Below are 554 nucleotides of genomic sequence, written 5' to 3'. Positions count from 1 at the left end.
TATCTTTTTTAACTCTGGTTTGTAAATTCATCCACGATTTAAAATCTAAACCTGATTTTTTAAATTCACTTTCTAAATCAAACTTGGTTTTATCATCATCTTGAACATAAACAGCATCAACACGAGCTATATAACGCAAATGTCTTCCTGAAGAATAAAATTCCCAATCATGAACCTGGTCTTGACCTTTTTGTATTTTTTTCTCCAAACCATATTTAGCAAACTCGATATTAGAATATATCCTTTGTCTATTCATTAATCTCCCACGTCATATATATTACATATACATGACTAATATATTTATGTTCCAGATTTTGTTCAAACCAAAATTTCCCACTCTCAAAATCTTCGTTTTTCCCATCATCGCAATGCTAAAGAGCACCACCGACATCGATAGTTCTCCATTTTTTAAAAATATCTAATTTTGTTTTAATCAGAATCATGTTTAATTTTCAGCGGACTATCTGGACTCGAACCAGAATACGTATCATAAGTCGTGTTTTACATTAAACTACACGTCCATATACATGACTCTCTTTTATCTAATTAAAACT

At 30.5% G+C, this 554-nt stretch carries 1 pseudogene; it reads right to left on the bottom strand.

What is annotated here, in order from left to right:
• Positions 1 to 256: pseudogene (locus N1F73_RS03880) on the bottom strand (hypothetical protein); the annotation flags it as partial.
• Positions 257 to 554 lie beyond the last annotated feature (298 nt).

It is taken from the genome of Mycoplasma sp. HS2188 (assembly GCF_025209835.1).
Lineage (GTDB): Bacteria > Bacillota_I > Bacilli_A > Mycoplasmatales > Metamycoplasmataceae > Mycoplasmopsis.
The sequence above is the reverse complement of the archived record's forward strand: the minus strand, read 5'-3'. Positions and strand labels throughout refer to the sequence as shown.